The following is a 19,448-nucleotide window of genomic DNA, read 5'->3' as shown; positions in this document are numbered from 1 at the left end:
TATAATAATACAAGCTGCATTGTTCGTAATCATAATAAAGTTTTAACCTTTAATCTGTAAAAGGGAGTTTTACATTGAAACGGGAATGACAAGCCTCTGTCTATTAGACAAGGAGGACAGGCAGGAATGTTTCTGCGAACACCCACTTTGAGGAGTGGTGGTTTAAAACTTTCTTATATTACATTACGGCAAAGGCGGCTATACATAGTGTAACTGAACCAGTTCCCAAGCGGGGGCTGGTTTTTTGTGTTTAGAATTCTCGATTCTGGTTAAACCAAGATAAACAGTATTTTTAGGAGAGATGAACATGAAAGAGATCACGGAACTAAGGTATTGTGAAGTGTGCATGAATGAAACAGAGCATATCGCACGGGAAGATGCACTTGAAATTGAGTATGTCTGCAAGGAATGCAATCATGAAGAGGATGTCATAAAGTCATTCTTTTAAAGGGTTCCGTCGGCTGTGACTTTCGCAGTCTACCGGGCAGTAAGACCTCCTTTTCAAGTTTTAATAATATTTGGAAGAGGTCAGAAGGGAGTCAAACTGCCTGTAAAGGCCCGAAAAGCAGAACAAAGACTAAGAACGCCAGCTGCCGCTTTCGGTCGTGCGATGTATCACTGCCGCAGCTTTCCTCGTCCTGTGGGCTTCAATTACCTATCAGTGGGTAAAAGCCCCCACTAATTGAGTTTCACTTTATTGACACTAAACCAAAGCCATGTTAAAGTGAAATTATCTCGAATTAAAGATATTTTATTTTAAGATAAATAGAATACAGCAAAGGGAGGATTTACTTGAACCATTTAAAAGGTATACACCATGTTACTGCTATTACCAGCAGCGCGGAGAAGAACTATGAGTTTTTCACTTATGTACTGGGGATGCGATTAGTTAAAAAAACAGTTAACCAGGATGATATTCAAACCTACCACTTGTTTTTTGCAGATGATACAGGAAGTCCTGGCACAGATATGACCTTTTTTGATTTTCCTGGAATCTCAAAGGGGTCCCATGGAACAAACGAAATCTCAAAAACTTCATTTCGGGTACCGACGGACGACGCGCTTGATTATTGGGTGAAACGCTTTGACCGCCTGGAAGTCAAACATACAGGCATCAAGGAGCAGTTTGGCAAAAAGACACTGTCATTCGCAGACTTTGATGATCAGCAATACCAACTGATTTCAGATGAAAATAACAAAGGGGTAGCATCCGGTACCCCTTGGCAAAAAGGACCCATCCCCCTTGAATATGCGATAACTGGCCTGGGGCCTCTTTTCGTGAGGATTGCCCAATTTGATTATTTTAAAGAAATGATGGAAAAAGTGCTATACTTTAAAGAAATCGCACAGGAAGGAGACTTCCATTTGTTCGAAGTAGGTGAAGGCGGAAATGGTGCAAACGTCGTCGTTGAGCATAATGCCGTTTTGCCGCAGGTACGCCAGGGATATGGCACCGTACATCATGCTGCTTTCCGTGTAGAGGATCAATCAGTTCTTGAAGATTGGGATCAGCACTTGAGAAGCTTCGGTTTCCAAACATCTGGATTTGTGGATCGATTCTTCTTCGGCTCATTATACTCAAGAGTAGCACCGCAAATTTTATTTGAATTTGCCACTGACGGTCCAGGTTTTATGGGGGATGAGCCATATGAAACGCTCGGTGAAAAATTATCACTGCCGCCATTCCTCGAATCAAAGCGGGAACAAATTGAAAGCCATGTCCGTCCGATTGATACAGTCAGAAGTACGAAAGAGTTTGAAAAAAAATAAGGCTTTTTGGCGAAGGTTGTTAATATTTAATGGACAGCATTCAAACCCTAATACCATAATCTATGAGAAAAGAGCCAAGGAATTTAAAGGCAGTTGCACTCCACTTCGTTTTAATGATTTAACGCAGTGGAGGACAATTGCTTTTTTTTAGCGTATAATGATTGGTAACAATTACACAACAGGAGCAGGTGACAGTGAAGAAATATAATAGCAAATACAGATGGCTTGTTTTTGGAACAGTTTTATTTACATATTTTTTAATTGTAAGCCAAAGGACGGCTCCTGGTTTAATCACAGACGAATTAATGAAGGAATTTGGCGTGACTGCTTCGGCAATCGGTCTTCTGACAAGCATTCAGTTTTTTGCCTATGCCAGCCTTCAAGTTCCAATTGGAATCTTGTCCGATCGGTTCGGACCGAATGTATTCCTTATCGCCGGCACTCTATTAAATGGAGCCGGAACGCTTCTTTACAGTTTTGCAGGAAATGAATATATCATGTTTGCAGCCAGAATGCTGGTTGGTTTTGGGGACGCAACCATCTGGATAAATGTGGTAATTATTTTAGGGCGATGGTTTAAGGTAAATGAATTTGTAAAATTGCTTGGATTTGCAGGTATGTCCGGCAGCTTTGGCTTTTTGCTGGCGACCGTACCTTTTTCCATTTGGATTTCGCTGTGGGGATGGCGTGTTCCATTTTTTGCAGTCGGTGTTATTCTAACGGTTCTTGCCATCTTGTTATACTTCATATTAATTTGGCAGCCTGGAAGAATGGGAATAGCTCCAAGGAATTCAAAAGAAAAAAAGCAGCCGAAAGAAAAAACGGGAAAGATCATCAAGCGTGTCTTTTCTGACCGCCAGGCATGGGCTACGTTCTTCTGCCATTTTGGCGTTGTTGGTACTTATGTTGGGTTCATTGGCTCTTGGGCTGTTCCCTATGGGATGGATATTTATGGATTGACCAGGTCGGAATCAAGCCAGCTCATCATGATCGGTCTGCTAGGAGCAATTGTCGGTGCACCGCTAATGAGTTTCATTTCCGGCCGGCTTGGCGTCATTAAGCGTCCGTATCTTTTCGCACACATTATTGTGTTTTTGGGATGGGCCACTTTTCTTGTCTTTCAAGGCAAACCGCCTTACGTGCTTCTGATTGTACTCTTCCTAATCATAGGCTATGGAAATGGGGCCAGTGCGCTGACTTTTGCCGTAGTCCGTCAATCTTTTGATATAAAAGACGTTGGCGTCGTTTCGGGATTCGCCAACACTGGCGGATTTCTCAGTGCAGTCTTGCTTCCATTCACTTTTGGAAAAGTACTGGACACCTTCCAATCCGGATACCAGTATGGATTTATCATCCCGGTTGTTTTTTCAATAGTCGGTCTGCTGGGAGCTTCGTTAATAAAAGAAGAACACGAGTTGAAGAAAAGGAGTGAGATGGCTCTTAAAGGTTAAATAAATGCAGATTCATAGAAAGTTGTGAAGCCCTGGAATAGGGCTTTTTTTCTTGCAATTAAAAGGGGAATTTGTGAACTTAGCGAATAAACTGCTTAAACTAACGAATAAATATAGAAATTCAGCGAACAAATCTCTCAAACTAGCGAACAAACTTGGAAAACCAGCGAATAAACTCTTAAATTTAGCGAACAAGTCATTTTTAGAAACAAATAGTAAAATAAGAATTTTCGGAGTAAACAGTTGTACTGGCAGGTGGAGTTCATGCAAACCCGATTGATAGATTTTTTAATTTATGGAAGTCAAGTTGAATTTATCAGCTAAAATATAAATATATCAGCGAAATATTTGATTTATCGGCGAAAACAAGAAGTTATCGGCGAAGTTTACAGTTTTATCAGCGAATTTTCTAACATCTCGGCGAAAAGTGAAATATTTACGCGAACATCTTAGCTATTATGAGGAAGCCGGAACTGCTGCAGCCGAGCATGAACGAATTAATGACCTATACAGCAGAAGGGAAATTGAAGCTTACCATTGGCGGGGTTCATCCGTTGGAGGATGCCGCAATGGTTCATACACTCCTGCAGTCACGAAAGACAAAGGGGAATTTGATCGTCGAACCTAACAGATAAATGGTAGCCTGCCATATCGTTAGTGGCAGGCTCTTTTTATTTTTCCTGAAAACTTACAGGAATACATACGATTAACATCGAATTTTATTAGCAGCAATCATTAAGGAGGAGTACAGTTGATAACTAAAACTAAAAATGTCCTTTTGTCCATAGAAAATAACGTTGGTTTTATCACATTAAATCGTCCGCATGCAGGCAATGGAATCGATCTAAAGCTTTCAAAGGAATTGCTTGAAACTGCCATTATTTGTTCGGAAAATAAGGAGATACGTGCAGTTGTGGTCACAGGTGCCGGCAATAAATTTTCGGTCGGCGGAGATTTAAAGAGTTTTTCAAGTGAAGGGGAAGAGCTTCCTGCTCATTTAAAGAGGGTAACCGCCTATCTGCACCAGGCTGTTTCTCATTTTTCCAGAATGAATAAGCCTTTTATTGGAGCGGTGAATGGTGTGGCAGCCGGTGCAGGTATGAGCCTCGCTCTCTCCTGTGATCTTGTTTATGCAGCTGAAAGTTCCAAATTTGTGATGGCCTATAACAAAATTGGATTGACACCTGATGGCTCTGGCAGTTACTTTTTACCCAGATTGGTCGGTATGAAGCGAGCGCTGGAACTGATGTATACGAACCGTCTGTTAAGTGCAAAGGAAGCTGAAGAGTGGGGAATTGTCAATCATGTCCTTCCAGACGAAGAATTAATGCCTGCTGTTATTAAACTGGCTGAAAACCTTGCAGAAGGTCCGATGAAAGCATTCGGGGCTACCAAAAAATTATTCTATCATTCCTTGCAGGAAACGCTTGAATCCCAGATGGCAAAGGAAACGGAATTTCTTGCGGATCGTGCGAATAGTCCAGAAGGAAGAGAAGGAATATCTGCTTTTTTAGAGAAAAGGGAAGCTGATTTTAAATAGATTGTAGGTGATTCCAATGGATAAGGAATATATTAAAAAAAAGGTAAAAGATACATTCGGAAAAAATGCTGAAAAGTATGTGCAGAGCGAGATTCATGCAGATGCTGCAGAACTGAATCAGCTTATTCAATGGCTTAATCCTCAAAGTGATTGGGTAGTGTTGGATATAGCAACTGGCGGCGGGCATGTAGCAAAGAGCCTGGCACCATATGTTTCACAGGTTTTCGCAACTGATTTGACTAAAATGATGCTTGCCAATACGGCACGCCACTTGGAAAGCTATAAAAACATCATATATGTGGTTGCTGATGCAGAAGCATTGCCGTTTCTTGATGGGACCTTTGATGCTGTTACCTGCCGGATTGCCCCTCATCACTTTCCAACCCCCGAAAAATTCATCCAGGAAGCAGGACGGGTGTTAAAATCAGGCGGCTATTTTCTGCTCATTGATAATGTTTCACCCGAGGAGAAGGAATTGGCCATTTTTATGAATACGGTTGAAAAACTCCGTGATGACAGTCATTACAGATGCCTATCTGTAAAAGAATGGAGAGTATTATTCGGCCGTTCTGGATTACAGGATACGAACGCGAAAAGCAGAAAGAAAATGTATGAATTTCCCACCTGGGTAAGGCGGACAACGGAAAATGATCAGCAAATAAAATCGGTAGAAGATTATATTTTACAGGCAGACCAGCCTGTACAGGATTACTTTCAAGTCAAGACGAATAATGGCAGGGTTCAATCGCTGAAAGTGGACGAATGGATGGCACTTTGTCAAAAACAGTAGGAGGAAAGTGACATGGATTTAAATTTACAGAATAAAAATGCACTTGTAGCGGCATCGAGTCAGGGGCTTGGAAAGGCAGTAGCAGCTCAGCTCGCAAAAGAGGGAGCCCGTGTTATGATTACGAGCCGGGATGAAACAAAGCTTCAGGCTGTTCAAAAAGAATTCCGGGAAAAATTTGATGTTGAAGTTGATTATTTTCGGGCAGATATTACAAATTCGGAAGATATTAAACAATTAATCAAGCATACAAACGAAACACTTGGCGGGATTGATATTCTAGTTAATAATGCCGGAGGGCCACCAGGCGGGACGTTCGAATCCTTTACTGATGAAGACTGGGAAAAAGCTTTCCAATTAAACTTGTTGAGTTATGTAAGATTGATTCGGGAGGCACTTCCTGAATTAAAGAAAAACGGCGGCAGAATTATTAATATTGCTTCCTCCAGCATTAAGCAGCCAATCCCAGGACTGATATTATCCAATACATTCCGATTAGGAATTGTCGGCATGACAAAGACCCTATCAGAGGAGCTGGCACCCTATCATATTTTGATCAATACAGTTGCTCCTGGGCGTATCGCGACTGACCGGGTTGATTATCTGGACCAGCATCATGCGGACCGGCAGAATATAACGAAAGAAGAAGTTGTTGAAAAAGCAAAAAGCCTGATTCCGCTGCGCAGATATGGAACCCCAGAAGAGTTTGCCAATGTCGTGACATTCCTGGCTTCAGATGCAAGCAGCTATGTAACCGGCAGTTCCATCTTGGTGGATGGCGGGATGGTGAAAGCTTTATAGAAAAATAAAAAAGACGATTTTCCGATTGAGAGTGGAAAATCGTCTTTCTATTTAGCCCCGCTTGGTCGAAAGAAACCAAAAATATAGAAGAATCGAAATCACAATTGATCCGGCTGCTGTCATGTAAATGCTGCTATAGCCAAATAAGTGGGCAATCTGGCCGAACGCAATGGCACCAATCCCGACACCAAGGTCAAAAAAGGAGAAGAAGGTTGCATTCGCCATTCCCCGCCGGTTAACTGGTGATTCTTTTACAGACCAAGCCTGAAGGGCAGGCTGGACAGAACCGAATCCAAGTCCATAAAGAATGGCTGCAGTATACATGATTATGCTGCTAGGAAGCCAGGCTAAAAGGAACATGGCTGCCAATATTAAAATTGCACCCGGGATGAAAACCGCCTGGTGCCCTCTTTGGTCATACAGTCTTCCGGCAAACGTCCGGGAAATCATCAATGCGATCGCAAAGAGGAGGAAGTACCAATGTATGCCTTCTATCCCTTTTTCAGCCGAGTAGATCGGCAGGAAAGAAGCAATTCCGCCAAAGGTGACCGTGATAAAGAATAAAAGCAGGGAGGGTCTTAAAGCACTTTTTTCATAAATATCCCATCGCTTCATAGGAACACTCTGCTTTTCCACTTGTTTATAATGGATTCTAGAGGACAGAAGAAGAGCCAGTAAACCTAAAAGCGCACAAATTAAGAATAAGGTTCTGAAAGAAGTAATTCCTGTTAAAGCCAGGCCTAGTGTTGGACCGAAAGCAAGTGCAATATTGCCGGAAAGGCCAAAGTAACCCATGCCTTCGCCGCGCCGTTTAGCAGGAATTAAATCAGTTGCGATCGTGCCAGATGCTGTTGTGGAAAATCCCCAGCCAAATCCTTGAACAACTCTTAAAAGAAATAAGAAAACCAAACTATTTACAAGACCGAATGATCCAACCGACAGCACGAAAATAGCCAAACCGGTCAAATAAACAAAACGCCTTCCTTTTGTCTCAAGCATATGGCCTGCATAAGGACGTAAAAGAAGTGCAGAAAATGTAAAAATCCCGACTACAATCCCAATCAGCTGATCATTGCCGCCCAATTTTTTTACAAAAAGGGGAATGGTAGGGAGTGTCATTTGAAATCCAAGAAAAATAAAAAAGTTCGACATTAAAATCAGAACAAAATCACGAGACCATATTCTTTCGGAGCTTGCTCCCTTTGCTATAGAATGACCCATAAAAAAATCCTCCCAAAACCGATGTAAATGATAGTAAAATAATTAGGAAACCTAAATATTCATCTATTATAAAGGAAAATAGATGCAAATTGTATTGAGCGGTTTTATTTTTTAAATACTCACGTATTCGCGCCTAAATCATTCATTATGTGGAGGATTGTTATGAAAATCAGAGAAAGAGGAGTACATATTGGCAAACTGCAGCCAGGAAAGAAAAATTGTATCACAGATATTGAAGGAGTCCTGGTCGGACATGTCACATTGGATTATCCCCTGGACGGTGAAGATCAGCATGCCTGCACAGGCGTGACCGCTATTTTGCCGCATGAAGGAAATCTTTTTCGGGAGAAAGTGCCAGCAGCTGGCTATGTCATCAATGGATTTGGAAAAACAACCGGCTTGGTCCAAGTAGAAGAATTAGGACTGATTGAATCCCCTATCCTGCTGACCAACACATTTGGCGTACCGGCTGTCACCCAGGGAACTTTGCAATATATGCTAAAAAAGACGCCAGAAATAGGGGATACCACCGGAACCATCAATATTGTCATAGGCGAGTGCAATGATGGGTATCTAAATTCCATCCGCGAATTGCCGGTAAAACCTGAACATGCAATTGAAGCGATTGAAAGTGCCAAGTCAGTCCAGTCTGAAGAAGGTGCCGTTGGCGCCGGAAAAGGGATGGTATGCTTTGGCTATAAAGGAGGAGTCGGTTCTGCTTCAAGGAGCATCGTTGCTGAGAGAGATTCTGCTGAATACATAATCGGGTGCCTGGTCGTAGCCAATTTTGGCAATAAAGATGAGTTTCCTTTCAGCAAATATGGATTTTATCCACACACCCCACAGGACACTAAAGACACGCCAGATGGCTCCATTATGATTATCCTGGCCACTGATGCACCAGTTAGTGACAGGCAGCTTAAAAGACTGGCGAAAAGATGCGGAATTGGCCTTGGCCGGACTGGGAGCCATTACAGCAACGGCAGCGGCGATATCGTGATTGCTTTCTCAACCGCCAACAAAGTTTCTCACCAAAGCAGCCACATGGTCGAAAACACCCATTTCATACGGGATGACCACCCGATCATGAATCAGCTTTTTCAAGGCGCAGCGGAGGCAGCCGAAGAGGCGATTCTCAATTCGCTGTCCCAGGCAGTTACGACGAAAGGGAGGAAGGGACGAGTGGCTGCGGGGATGTTTTCAAAATAATTTTTATACCATTGTTTAAATTAGATCTTGACCGGGTACATTGTAATTAACAAGCTTAGAAAGCTGCTAACTAAATTTCAAGTATATAATCATTTGAATTATCTGAAAATTTGTGTTAATATAGAAAAAAGGTCAAGGGGTTGATTTCAAATGGAAAAACGTCTACTTAACTCGCCGCAACAGTCTGAAGAAAATGTGTCTCAGTTAGCAGAACAGGTCCTAAATCAAGCTCTTAAAGAATACCGCAAAGAGAAGCTTCGCGAAAAAATTGATGAAGCTCTTACGAATCGAAACAAGGATGAATTTTTCCGCCTAACAGATGAACTAAAAATGATCTCGTAGTTATCTGACAATCTAAAAAGTAAGAAAGGCAGCCTGTTCGAACGAATTGGAGCTGCCTTTTATTGTTAGGGGTATCAGGGGGTAAGGATTATTCAATAAAATTATCGCTAGTCTAAAAGGTCGTAGCGACCATATTTTTGGAGGATCGAGAAAAACGTCTTCATAAACGCTTCATGACGCCCAAAATCCAGCCTAAGCTAACAAAAACGTCTTCGTGACCAACCCTGAGCAACCGTAATCCGACGCACCAAAGAAGAACGCCAATACAATAAAGCATAAAATAACATCCCTCAAGACAAGGATTTCTCACCCAATATATAGAAATCAATCAATAAAATTCAACACCAATCAATAAAATTTAAACCCCAGGGAGAAGGAGGAGAACCATGAGCCAGACAGCTCTCCGAAATATCATCACCTTTAAACAATATCAGCTGGAAACGAAACGGCAAGAACATACTACATAATGTTACCTGGCAAGTGAAGAAAGGACAGCATTGGGCGGTCCTTGGGCTGAATGGGTCAGGCAAAACCACTCTTTTAAAAATGATTACTGGTTACGAATGGTCAAATAGCGGCTAAGTCTCCGTGTTAGGGAACCTCTACGGGAAAACAAATATACCAGAATTGAGAAGGCGCATTGGCTGGGTCAGTACTTCGCTGGATGATCAATTCCAATTCCGCTCAATGGATTCGGTACTCGAAATCGTCCTCAGCGGAAAATTTGTTTCCATCGGTTTATACGAGGAGATTACTCAACATGATTTAGAGAAGGCTCTTGATTTAATGGACAGGTTTCATATTCGTCACGCAAAAAATCAGATTCTGACCTCACTTTCACAAGGGGAAAGAAGAAAAGCCATGATTGCCAGAGCTTTAATGGCGTCTCTTGACCTGTTCATATTGGATGAACCTTGCAATGGTCTGGACGTTTTTTCAAGGGAAGAATTGCTACACTCTATTGAAGATATGGCATCTGATCGTGTGGGACCAACCATTTTATACGTAACCCATCACATAGAAAAGATTGTCCCTTCCATTTCTCATGCGCTGCTTCTTCGGGAAGGCCAAATCATTGCCCAAGGCAGTAAGACGCAAACGCTTAATGAATCATTGCTGGAACAGGCATTCAAATTCCCTATTGCATTGGAATGGGATAACGGCCGGGCTTGGCTTAGAGTAACGAACACTATAGCAGGCCGAATATGATTTTGGATAAGAGTTGCATTTTTCACTCTTGTCGTTCATTATATTAAAATATCTTAAATAATAGATTGGAGGAATAATAATTGGTTCGTTTCGGCGTAGTAGGCACCAATTGGATAACAGAAGCTTTTTTAAAAGCGGCTACACAGGCAGAGGATTTCCAGCTCGCCGCTGTTTATTCTCGTACAGAGGAGAGAGCAAAACAATTTGCCGGTAAATATGGAGTCGAGAGAATTTTTACAGATTTAGAATCCATGGCAAGCAGCGGGGAAGTGGATGCTGTTTATATTGCAAGCCCGAACTCGCTTCATACAGAACAGGCAATCATTTTTATGAGGAATCATGTTCATGTATTATGTGAAAAACCCATTGCGTCAAACACAACAGAACTTCAGAAAATGATTGATGCGGCAAGGGAACACAATGTCCTGCTGATGGAGGCGCTTAAGTCGACTTTTCTGCCAAACTTTATAGCAGTGAAAGAGAATCTGCATAAAATTGGCCAGGTGCGCAGGTATTTCGCAAGCTACTGCCAGTACTCATCCCGTTATGATGCATACCGGCAAGGCACAGTGCTGAATGCATTTAAACCTGAGCTTTCAAATGGATCCCTTATGGATATTGGCATCTACTGTGTTTACCCCCTCGTTTCCCTTTTTGGAAGACCGGAAGAGGTTAAAGCAACAGGGTATATGCTTGAATCCGGTGTAGATGGGGAAGGCATCATTGTCTTGAAGTATCCGGATAAAGATGCGGTTATTATGTACAGCAAAATAGCCAATTCAAGCCTGCCAGCAGAAATTCAAGGAGAAGATGGGAATATTGTGATTGATAAAATCCATACACCTGAGAAGGTTGAATTGCAATACCGCAATGGGGAGCGGGAAGACCTTACGCAGCAGCAAGTAAACGACAGCATGTATTACGAAGCGAAAGAATTTATCGAACTTGTACAGGCAGGAAAAACTGAATCAGCTATAAACTCATTTTCCACTTCCATGATTGTGATGGAAATTTTGGAGGAAGCCCGCAGGCAAATCGGTGTTGTCTATCCTGCCGATCAAAAATAAAGCAAGAAACCGAACTTTCCAGGTTCGGTTTTTTTAGTGCCTTTTACCCTTCTTAGATTGGGATAATTTGTAACCTTTTCATTCACCTGGGAAAATCGGATTAATTTTACATGGAAATACAATAACTTTTTATCTTTAAACCCCTCCTTTTATACTTATTTCGCCAAACGAAATTTGTCAAAATAATAGGCACCTTACTCTATTAACACTATTAAAAATATTCTCTAAACTTAATAGTGTAAAAACTAGTAAATATGGAGGGATGATTTTATGGCGTTAAAGAAAAAGGTTTTATCAGTATCTTTATCTGGTTTAATGGCATTAGGTGCCGTTACGGCTGTTGGAATGCCTGCAGGTGCGGTTGGGAATGGTCCGAGCACTGGCAGCGGCTCCATCCAAACTTCGATTCTGCACACATATGAAAGCATGGTAGATTATTTAAAGACTCAGGATGCCAAGCAGGAAGCAATGGATCTGGAAGTAATTGGCAATACAGTAAAAGGGAAAAAGATATATATGGCAAAATACATATCAAACCCTGAAAACCCAACAATCTTATTCTTAACACAGCAGCACGGAAACGAACAGCTGACAACTGAGGGAGCCATGGAGTTTATCAAGCATCTTGGCACAGGGAAAACAAGCGGCGTTCTGGAAAACGTGAACATTTTGGTTATTCCGATGCTGAATGCGGATGGAGCGATGGGAGATGTAAACTTCTCGCTTGACGACTATCTTGCAGACGGCGACCGCCATTTAACTCGTTATAATGCAAACTATGTTGATTTAAACCGTGAACATGATAAAGAAACTAGCGAAATGGAGCCGGAAGCTCGTTCACTACATGAAAACGTGTTTGAGAAATATGACATTGATTACATGATCGACCTTCACCATCAAGGAACTTTAAGTGAAACGGAAGGTCAGCTGGTTTCTGGATCCATCCTTCATCCAACAAATGAAAAGGTAAAGCCAGAAGTTCTTGAAGGTTCCAAAAAGCTAGGTTCTGTTGTCTTTAATGCTCTGCATGATACAGGCTGGGGGCATATTGGAAAGTATAATGGCGGGTCTGGTGAAAACATTGGCCGCAACGGCGCAGCTGTCCGTTACGATATTTCCACACTTCTTTTCGAAATGCGCGGAATGTCTGACCACTATTATGAACCATATGCACTAGGGCAAAAGAGTAACGGGTATCTGATTAAGCAAACCGTCATTACTCTTGATGCAGCAGTAAAAGCCATTGCAGATGGCTCGATCGAAACAGCAGATACAAGCTTCTGGGATACACTGCCTACACAAAAAAGCAGAACAGGTGAAGAAGCTGACGAATAAGAAAAGTTCGATCCCCGATTTTGATCGGGGATTTTTAATTGTTTGAAACAAGCTGCCAATAGTAAAAGAGCAACTTTCCTCAATAAATCTGTTAGCCTCCTTTTAAAAATCTTCTTAATACTGGAACAGCGATTAGCCATTTTTCCTTAAATTTAACCCAGCATTTGTGTAGAAAAGCCCATTTTTCAGATTTTTAAAATTTTCTTCCAATAACTTGTTGACAATTCCTATAGGTATGGTAGGATTAATCTCAACAAACTAGAAATTAGCAATGAAAAGGAGGCGAGCCACTCTGAAACAGGCTGATTGGGAAGAGCTATCTGCTACTTTAAAGCAGATGCTTCAGAGCATCAATTTTGGATCGATCACATTGGTCATCCAGGATGGCAAAGTAATACAACTTGAGAAGAACGAAAAGGTTCGTCTTCAACCGAATAAGCGCGCTGACTAGACAAACTAGAGGCGGTCTTTTTACCTGAAGGGCATTCAGGCAAAAAGGCGGCCTTTTTTGGTTGAAAAATCGAATTTGAAAGGAGTACTGCAAGATGGACACTGCAGTAACATATGAAAACTGGAAACAAATTTCCGATACATTTTCATTTGAAGACAAATTAAAAGGCGCCAGCCGCGTATTGGAGTGGGCTTATAAAAACTATAAAGATGACAAGATTGTCTATGCATCAAGCTTTGGGGCTGAAGCAATTGTCTTGATCGACTTAATACAGCAAATCAAACCGGATGCCCATATTGTCTTTTTGGACACTGGGCTGCATTTCCCTGAAACCTATGAAGTGATTGAAAAAATGGAAGCAAAATTTCCAAAGCTGCGGATTGAACGGAAAGAGCCAGCACTTACCCTTGATCAGCAAGCGGCAGAATACGGATCGGCTCTTTGGAAAAGAGATCCCAACCAATGCTGCCACATCCGCAAGGTAATCCCGTTAAGAGAGGCAATATCGCCAAAGCAAGCATGGATCACAGGATTGCGCCGGGAGCAATCGCCGACGAGAGCAAATACTGAATTCATCAATAAGGATGAAAAGTTTCAAAATGTTAAGATCTGCCCGCTCATCCACTGGACTTGGGATGAAGTCTGGTCCTATATCAGGGAAAAGAATCTTCCTTATAACACACTCCATGACCATGGCTATCCAAGCATTGGCTGCTTTCCCTGTACACAGGCAGTCAGCGAAAATGGAGATTCCCGTGCTGGAAGATGGTCAGGCAGCGGCAAGACAGAATGCGGGCTTCATACGAACTAAAAGGAGGCTGAAACCATGCTCACGATTTTAGCGGTCACAGTCGCTTTGTTTTTTGCCATGAATATCGGAGCAAGCGGTGGGGCAGCGTCCATGGGAATTGCTTATGGATCGGGTGTCATTAAAAACCGCACCATTGCTCTCTTCCTTTGTGGAGTGGCCGTTTTCTTCGGGGCATGGCTGGGCGGAGGGGAAGTCGTCAGGACGATGGGCAGCGGAATTGTCCCGAAGGAAACCTTTACAGTGGCAGTAGCCCTCATTGTAATAGCATCGGCAGCCCTTTCACTTTTTTTGGCAAATGTGTTCGGCATTCCGCTGTCAACAAGTGAGGTCACAGTTGGATCAGTAGTCGGTGCGGGGATCGTTTATCAATCGGTCTTTGCAGGAAAGCTGGCCTGGATTATCATGTTTTGGCTTTTAACTCCTGTGGTCGCTTTTATCATTGCCATATTGGCCGCATCACTATTAAAGAAAAGCTTCATCCAGCAGCTGATAAGGAAACCAAAGGCAATCCCCATTTTAACTGCCCTTGTCATATTAATGGGCGTGTTTGAAGCATTCTCCGCCGGCATGAACAATGTGGCAAATGCTGTCGGCCCGCTTGTCGGAGCAGGCATTATGAGTACCTTTAGCGGAATCTTCTGGGGAGGTTTATTCGTCGCATTGGGCGCTATTTTTCTTGGAAAAAAGGTCCTTGAAACGAATGGCAAAAAAATTACGAGCATCCGGCTTGAAGAAGGCTGTGTCATCTCAGGAACAGGAGCAGGTATTGTCATGGCGGCTTCCGTTTTTGGGATCCCGGTACCGCTGACACAAATCACGACATCTTCCATTATTGGAATAGGATTTGCCAAACAAGGGCGCTCGGTCCTCAAGAAAGATATTGTCGTCCAGCTTTTAGTCGTGTGGGTCGTATCTCCAGTGCTGTCAATGGTCCTATCCTACACGTTCATCCAGCTGGTCATTGAAAAAAATGTGTATCCGGTCATTGCCATGGCTGGTGTACTGATCTCCGTTTTCGGGGTGAAATTTTTAATGAATCAGACACCAGCAAGCGCAAGGCCCTTAACTGAAAAAAAGTAAAAGTAAAAAGGAAAGGTTGATGAGAAATGTCTTTACCGAAACCTCATGGTGGAAAACTAATTCAAGCATTTGACCCAAATTACGATCTAACTGGAATTGAAAAAGAAATCAGCATGGATGCCATTGCCTTAAGTGATCTTGAACTGATAGGTATTGGACTATTCAGCCCTCTAACAGGTTTCCTTGGAAAAGCAGACTATGAATCTGTTGTTGAAAAAATGAGATTGGCAGATGGAGCAGTTTGGTCCATCCCGGTTACCCTTCCTGTATCGGAGAAAAATGCAAAAGAATTGGCAGCAGGAGAGAAATTCAAGCTTGTATACGATGGTGATGTGTATGGAGTTATTACCGTTTCTGAATGGTATGAACCGGACTTAAGCAAAGAAGCACGTGAAGTTTACAAGACGGAAGAGCTGGCACATCCGGGGGTTAAGCGACTTTTTGAACGCGGCCCGGTTTATGTGGCAGGAGATATAATATTAGTTAAAAAGCCAGGCAAAGGGGTTGCGGAAGATGTCTGGTTCGAACCAAAGGATACAAGAGCTTTATTTGAAGAAAAGGGCTGGAAAACGGTAGTTGGCTTCCAAACAAGAAACCCTGTCCACCGTGCCCATGAATACATTCAGAAGGCTGCACTTGAAACCGTAGATGGACTTTTCCTGAATCCGCTAGTGGGTGAAACGAAATCAGATGACATCCCGGCTGATGTCCGCCTTAGGAGCTATCGTGTGCTACTTGAAAATTACTATCCTAAAGACCGTACACAGCTGGCAGTTTATCCTGCGGCAATGAGATACGCCGGACCGCGGGAAGCGATATTCCATGCGATCGCAAGGAAAAACTTCGGCTGCACCCATTTTATCGTTGGAAGAGACCATGCAGGTGTAGGAAATTATTATGGCACCTATGATGCACAGCATATTTTCAGTCATTTTACCGAAGAAGAGCTTGGCATTAAGCCGCTGTTTTTTGAACATAGCTTTTATTGCCATAAATGCGAAGGCATGGCTTCAGATAAAACTTGCCCTCACAGCAAGGAAGACCGCGTCATCCTCTCAGGCACTAAAGTTAGAGAAATGCTGCGAAATGGGGAGCTTCCTCCATCGACTTTTAGCAGAAAAGAAGTTGTTGAAGTTTTAATAGAAGGCATGAAAGAGAAAGAAACCGTTTGAGGGGGAACAAAGATGGCAAAAGCTACGAACATTACTTGGCATGATGCTGCGACAACAAAAGAAGAAAGACGTGCACAGAATGGACATGGCAGTGTGGCACTATGGTTTACCGGCCTTTCCGGTTCAGGAAAATCAACGATCGCGAACGCTGTCTCACATGAACTTTTCCGCCAGGGGATCAATGAATATGTCCTTGATGGAGATAATATCCGGCATGGCTTAAATAAAGATCTTGGCTTTTCAGAAGCAGACCGGAATGAAAATATCCGGCGTATTGGCGAAGTCGCCAAGCTATTTGTGGACAGTGGTAAAATTGTCACAACAGCATTTATTTCCCCATTCCGTTCAGATCGGGACAGCGTGCGGAATATGTTCGAAGAAGGCGAATTTATTGAAGTATTCATCGATTGCCCGCTTGAAGAGTGTGAGCGCCGTGATCCAAAGCAATTATATGTAAAAGCACGCAGGGGAGAAATTAAAGATTTCACAGGAATTGATTCACCATATGAAGCACCTGGAAATCCTGAAATCACAGTCCGCTCTGATCAATATTCAGTTGAAGAAGCGGTCCAGCAAATTTTAACCTATTTGCGGGAACAGAATATCATCTAAAATATCCAGGAGTCTCTTTTAGATAAAGAGGCTCCTTTTCTAAAAAATAATTCCTACTATTTCACTATGAAAAATGGTATTATAAAAAGCAATTAGAATATTAGCTTAGAAAATATAAGCCTATGCATATATAAAATAACAAATCATTAAGAAAGGGCGATCAGAACATGACGGGAAAAGTGTATTTAGTGGGTGCTGGCCCTGGAGATCCGGAGCTGATGACTGTTAAAGGAATGCGCTGTCTGCAAGAGGCAGATGTCGTTCTTTATGATCGTCTCGTGAATTGGGAACTATTGAAAAATGCCAAGGAAGATGCCCAGCTTGTCTATTGCGGAAAGCTTCCTAACCACCATATCATGAAGCAGGAAACCATCAGCCGCCTGCTGGTCAAGTATGCCAAAAAAGGCTTACAGGTATGCCGTTTAAAGGGCGGAGATCCGTTTGTATTTGGAAGAGGCGGGGAAGAAGCAGAAGAGTGTGCGAAAAATGAGGTTCCATTTGAAATTGTCCCAGGCATCACAGCAGGTATTGCCGCGTCTGCGTATGCAGGAATTCCTGTCACCCACCGCACATTAAGCAAAAGTTTCGCGTTTGTCACCGGCCACCAAGCCGGCAATGAAGAAGCCGAACACCAATGGGCCCATCTGGCGCATGCCGTTGATACGATATGTGTATACATGGGTGTATCCCAATTGCCAAATATCGTAAAGAATCTCATTGGCAACGGCAAATCCCCGCAGACACCGATCGCCCTTGTCCATTGGGGAACCATGGCTGAACAGAGAACGGTCACCGGCACACTTGCCAATATTGAAAACAAAGTAAAAGAAGCAAAAATTGAGAACCCAAGCATGATTGTGATAGGTGAAGTAGTCAAAATGCATCAGAAGATAAATTGGTTTGAAGAGGAAATTGCACCGCATCTCCCTGCTGGAAAACAAGTTTTGTAGTTTTTTAGTCGGGTAATACTTTCTATGAGTCATTCTTTTGAGCTGAACCAAATCGATATGCGTTATCCAGCAGGGTTTATGTGTCGAGAAAGGTACACATCGTTCCACAGGAGTATAAGTGTCAATCCAGTAATAGAGTAATCCAAAGAAATACCAGTTTTAGCCCAAGATGCTCCCCTTCCCAAAAGATAGACTTTTTAACCGGAAAAACAAGTAACCAATCAAGAAAGGAGCACCCTATGAAAGCGATCCTATACATCGGCCACGGCACCCGATCGAAAAAAGGGGCAGACGAAGCCAGACTTTTTATCGAGAGTGTGATGAAAAAGGTGAATGCTCCTATCCAGCAGCTCAGCTTCCTAGAATTAACTGAGCCCTGCATTGAGGAAGGCTTCGAACGCTGTGTAAAAGAAGGAGCTACTGAAATTAAAGTGGTTCCCTTATTTTTATTGGCTGCAGGGCATATCAAACAGGATATTCCTGAAGCATTATCTCCCTTGAAGAAAAAATATCCCCACATAAAGATCACAACGGCAGATCCGTTTGGAGTACAGGAGCGTATACTGGATGCGCTTGCAGAACATGTCAGACAAGAAGCTCAGACAATAAATAATAATGATTCAATCTTACTTATTGGGAGAGGAAGCAGCGATCCGGCCGTTCTGGAATCCTTTGAGTCTATTAAAAACGGACTCAGTCTGCGTCTTGGGTTTAAGAATGTGCACGTATGCTATTTAGCAGCAGCATCACCTTCATTCAATGAAGGACTTGACTCCATATGCGGTGAAGCAAAAGGACGAATCATCGCAATCCCTTATTTGCTGTTTGCCGGCCTTCTTTTAAGCGAGGTAAAGAAAGAGGTCAGCAAAAAGATAAAACAAAGACATTCGCTCGTTCTGACAGGATCACTGGGAAGCCAGGAGGTTATTCAAGGGATTGTGATCGAAAAAGCGAACGGGAAGGAGAATGAAAGTGCAGCCTTTAGTCATTGATTTAACCGGGAAAAAAATCGTTATTGCTGGAGGAGGCAAAATAGCATTCCGAAAAGCCAATGTCCTAAGTTCAGAAGGGGCTGACATCACTTTCATTGCACCCGATTTTTCTAAAGATGTGATTGGCCTTGCGAACCAGAAAAATTATAGCCTGCTGCACAAAGAAGCACAGCCGTCAGATTTTAAGGATGCCTTTTTAAGCATTATGGCAACGAATAACCGTGAAATCAATTCTATGCTCGTCCAATCACTTGCTCCTTCCCAGCTTGTTTGTGTGGTTGATGAATCCGGTGAAGGCAATGTTGCTTTTCCTGCGACCATCCGCCGGGGGCACCTTCAAATCGCTGTGACTTCAAATGGCTCAAGCCCCAAACTTACCCGAATGCTGAAGAAAGAACTGGAAGAGCAATTCAATGATAGCTGGATTGAGTATACTGCATTTCTGTCAGCATGCCGTGAGCAGATCAAAAAGCTTCCTATTTCTTATGATGAAAAAAATCAGCTTCTTGCTGAGCTGCTGGATGACAACTACCGCCTCCATGAATACGAGCGTGAAAAAAAGTGGCAATATCTGCAATCATTAACTTAATTATTATCACCCAAACCGTGTCTGCCACACGGTTTTTATTTTTCCTTTATTGTGCAAAT

20 protein-coding genes, 1 other RNA gene and 1 pseudogene are annotated in these 19,448 nt (G+C 42.6%); 21 read left to right on the top strand and 1 reads right to left on the bottom strand.

The genetic code is table 11. The features are described 5' to 3' along the window. Positions 1-8: 8 nt before the first annotated feature. The 8 genes from ssrS to NCCP133_RS11175 all read left to right on the top strand — a co-directional run bounded on the left by ssrS (position 9) and on the right by NCCP133_RS11175 (position 6,349). Positions 9-205, top strand: a non-coding RNA gene (ssrS, locus tag NCCP133_RS11210) — 6S RNA. Between the two features lie 102 nt (positions 206-307). After that, positions 308-448: a hypothetical protein gene (locus tag NCCP133_RS11205; protein ID WP_264805063.1), complete on the top strand. Its 141-nt coding sequence runs from the start codon at positions 308-310 to the stop codon at positions 446-448. Positions 449-792: 344 nt separating this feature from the next. Then, a complete protein-coding gene (locus NCCP133_RS11200; RefSeq protein WP_264805062.1) occupies positions 793-1,770 on the top strand; it encodes a ring-cleaving dioxygenase in 978 nt (325 codons plus the stop codon). Between the two features lie 194 nt (positions 1,771-1,964). After that, the gene (locus NCCP133_RS11195; protein WP_264805061.1) at positions 1,965-3,221 is read left to right on the top strand and encodes an MFS transporter; all 1,257 of its coding nucleotides are present in this window, start codon (positions 1,965-1,967) and stop codon (positions 3,219-3,221) included. A gap of 458 nt (positions 3,222-3,679) precedes the next feature. Continuing rightward, complete coding sequence (locus NCCP133_RS11190; RefSeq protein ID WP_264805060.1) at positions 3,680-3,856, top strand: zinc-binding dehydrogenase; 177 nt, start codon at positions 3,680-3,682, stop codon at positions 3,854-3,856. A 116-nt stretch (positions 3,857-3,972) separates the two neighbouring features. Next, complete coding sequence (locus NCCP133_RS11185) at positions 3,973-4,761, top strand: enoyl-CoA hydratase/isomerase family protein (protein ID WP_264805059.1); 789 nt, start codon at positions 3,973-3,975, stop codon at positions 4,759-4,761. A 16-nt stretch (positions 4,762-4,777) separates the two neighbouring features. Further along, positions 4,778-5,551 carry a class I SAM-dependent methyltransferase gene (locus tag NCCP133_RS11180; RefSeq protein ID WP_264805058.1) on the top strand — a complete coding sequence of 258 codons (774 nt, stop codon included), beginning with the start codon at positions 4,778-4,780 and terminating at the stop codon, positions 5,549-5,551. A gap of 12 nt (positions 5,552-5,563) precedes the next feature. Then, positions 5,564-6,349 carry an SDR family oxidoreductase gene (locus NCCP133_RS11175; protein ID WP_264805057.1) on the top strand — a complete coding sequence of 262 codons (786 nt, stop codon included), beginning with the start codon at positions 5,564-5,566 and terminating at the stop codon, positions 6,347-6,349. A 51-nt stretch (positions 6,350-6,400) separates the two neighbouring features. Here the strand turns inward: NCCP133_RS11175 and NCCP133_RS11170 are convergent, their stop codons facing one another. Then, positions 6,401-7,570 (bottom strand): MFS transporter, encoded by a 1,170-nt coding sequence (locus tag NCCP133_RS11170; RefSeq protein WP_264805056.1) that lies wholly within the window; start codon positions 7,568-7,570, stop codon positions 6,401-6,403. A 162-nt stretch (positions 7,571-7,732) separates the two neighbouring features. On the opposite strand from NCCP133_RS11170, the gene NCCP133_RS11165 reads away from it, so the two are divergent. From NCCP133_RS11165 to NCCP133_RS11105, 13 genes and pseudogenes are all read left to right on the top strand, one after another. Next, the gene (locus NCCP133_RS11165; protein WP_264805055.1) at positions 7,733-8,779 is read left to right on the top strand and encodes a DmpA family aminopeptidase; all 1,047 of its coding nucleotides are present in this window, start codon (positions 7,733-7,735) and stop codon (positions 8,777-8,779) included. Positions 8,780-8,929: 150 nt separating this feature from the next. Next, complete coding sequence (locus NCCP133_RS11160) at positions 8,930-9,121, top strand: IDEAL domain-containing protein (protein ID WP_264805054.1); 192 nt, start codon at positions 8,930-8,932, stop codon at positions 9,119-9,121. Between the two features lie 480 nt (positions 9,122-9,601). After that, a pseudogene (locus NCCP133_RS11155) lies at positions 9,602-10,330 on the top strand (ABC transporter ATP-binding protein). Between the two features lie 80 nt (positions 10,331-10,410). Then, complete coding sequence (locus NCCP133_RS11150; RefSeq protein WP_264805053.1) at positions 10,411-11,397, top strand: Gfo/Idh/MocA family protein; 987 nt, start codon at positions 10,411-10,413, stop codon at positions 11,395-11,397. A 270-nt stretch (positions 11,398-11,667) separates the two neighbouring features. Continuing rightward, positions 11,668-12,732, top strand: a complete 1,065-nt coding sequence (locus tag NCCP133_RS11145; protein WP_264805052.1) for a M14 family zinc carboxypeptidase — start codon at positions 11,668-11,670, stop codon at positions 12,730-12,732. 271 nt (positions 12,733-13,003) lie between these two features. Then, positions 13,004-13,183 (top strand): YezD family protein, encoded by a 180-nt coding sequence (locus NCCP133_RS11140; protein ID WP_264805051.1) that lies wholly within the window; start codon positions 13,004-13,006, stop codon positions 13,181-13,183. Between the two features lie 94 nt (positions 13,184-13,277). After that, complete coding sequence (locus NCCP133_RS11135; RefSeq protein ID WP_264805050.1) at positions 13,278-13,994, top strand: phosphoadenylyl-sulfate reductase; 717 nt, start codon at positions 13,278-13,280, stop codon at positions 13,992-13,994. Positions 13,995-14,009: 15 nt separating this feature from the next. After that, the gene (locus NCCP133_RS11130; protein WP_264805049.1) at positions 14,010-15,074 is read left to right on the top strand and encodes an inorganic phosphate transporter; all 1,065 of its coding nucleotides are present in this window, start codon (positions 14,010-14,012) and stop codon (positions 15,072-15,074) included. Between the two features lie 26 nt (positions 15,075-15,100). Beyond that, positions 15,101-16,246, top strand: coding sequence for a sulfate adenylyltransferase (gene sat, locus NCCP133_RS11125; RefSeq protein WP_264805048.1), 1,146 nt, complete (start codon positions 15,101-15,103; stop codon positions 16,244-16,246). Between the two features lie 12 nt (positions 16,247-16,258). Beyond that, on the top strand, positions 16,259-16,858 hold the full coding sequence (cysC, locus tag NCCP133_RS11120) for an adenylyl-sulfate kinase (RefSeq protein WP_264805047.1): 600 nt from the start codon (positions 16,259-16,261) through the stop codon (positions 16,856-16,858). A 167-nt stretch (positions 16,859-17,025) separates the two neighbouring features. Beyond that, positions 17,026-17,808, top strand: coding sequence for a uroporphyrinogen-III C-methyltransferase (gene cobA, locus NCCP133_RS11115; RefSeq protein WP_264805046.1), 783 nt, complete (start codon positions 17,026-17,028; stop codon positions 17,806-17,808). Positions 17,809-18,047: 239 nt separating this feature from the next. Beyond that, positions 18,048-18,800, top strand: coding sequence for a sirohydrochlorin chelatase (locus NCCP133_RS11110; RefSeq protein ID WP_264805045.1), 753 nt, complete (start codon positions 18,048-18,050; stop codon positions 18,798-18,800). Beyond that, entirely contained in the window at positions 18,781-19,389 is a 609-nt protein-coding gene (locus NCCP133_RS11105; protein WP_264805044.1) for an NAD(P)-dependent oxidoreductase, read from the top strand. The genes NCCP133_RS11110 and NCCP133_RS11105 overlap by 20 nt, the downstream gene beginning before the upstream one ends. Positions 19,390-19,448 lie beyond the last annotated feature (59 nt).

The sequence above is a fragment of the Cytobacillus sp. NCCP-133 genome (assembly GCF_026011715.1).
Classification (GTDB): Bacteria; Bacillota; Bacilli; order Bacillales; family Cytobacillaceae; genus Cytobacillus.
The sequence above is the reverse complement of the archived record's forward strand: the minus strand, read 5'-3'. Positions and strand labels throughout refer to the sequence as shown.